This window comes from Gordonia sp. UCD-TK1, assembly GCF_001691435.1.
GTDB classification, from domain to species: Bacteria; Actinomycetota; Actinomycetes; order Mycobacteriales; family Mycobacteriaceae; genus Gordonia; species Gordonia hongkongensis.
This window is the reverse complement of record NZ_LZMP01000087.1, coordinates 1-683: the sequence shown is the minus strand read 5'-3', so window position 1 is coordinate 683 and position 683 is coordinate 1. Positions and strand designations below refer to the sequence as shown.

General features: G+C 61.8%; 1 protein-coding gene. It reads left to right on the top strand.

The window, feature by feature from the left end; translation table 11 throughout:
* On the top strand, positions 1-683 hold a 683-nt coding region (locus A9310_RS24185), incomplete at both ends, for an IS630 family transposase (protein WP_139104740.1).

Genomic DNA, 683 nt, shown 5'->3' with positions numbered 1-683 from the left:
CTGGCGAGGCCGGTTCGTCGAGCACCGCTGCGAGGGGTTGCTCGACGAACCCCGGCCTGGGCGACCTCGCACCGTCGACGACGAGCAGATCAAAAACTTGATCACCGCGACTCTCGAGACCACTCCGAAGAATGCGACACACTGGTCGACGCGGGCGATGGCCGAGCATCTCGACATGTCACAGTCAACCGTGTCGCGTGTGTGGCGGGCGTTCGGATTGGCTCCGCACAAACAGGATTCGTGGAAGCTGTCGAGAGATCCCTTGTTCACCGAGAAGGTCCGCGATGTCGTCGGGCTCTATATGAACCCACCCGAACGTGCCCTGGTGCTTTGCGTTGACGAGAAGACCCAGATCCAAGCTCTCGATCGCACCCAGCCGATCTTTCCCATGCTCCCGGGCACCCCGCAACGGGCCAGCCACGACTATGTGCGCAACGGCACCTCCAGTCTGTACGCGGCGTTGGACATCGCGTCGGGAAAAGTGATCGGTTCGCTTCACTCACGGCATCGGGCAACAGAATTCATCGGGTTTCTCCGCAAGATCGACGCCGAGGTGCCCGACGAGCTCGACGTCCACCTGGTCATGGACAACGCCTCTACCCACAAGACGCCCGCGGTCAAACGATGGCTGACCTCGCACCCACGATTCGTTGTCCACTTCACCCCGTGTCCACTTCACCCCG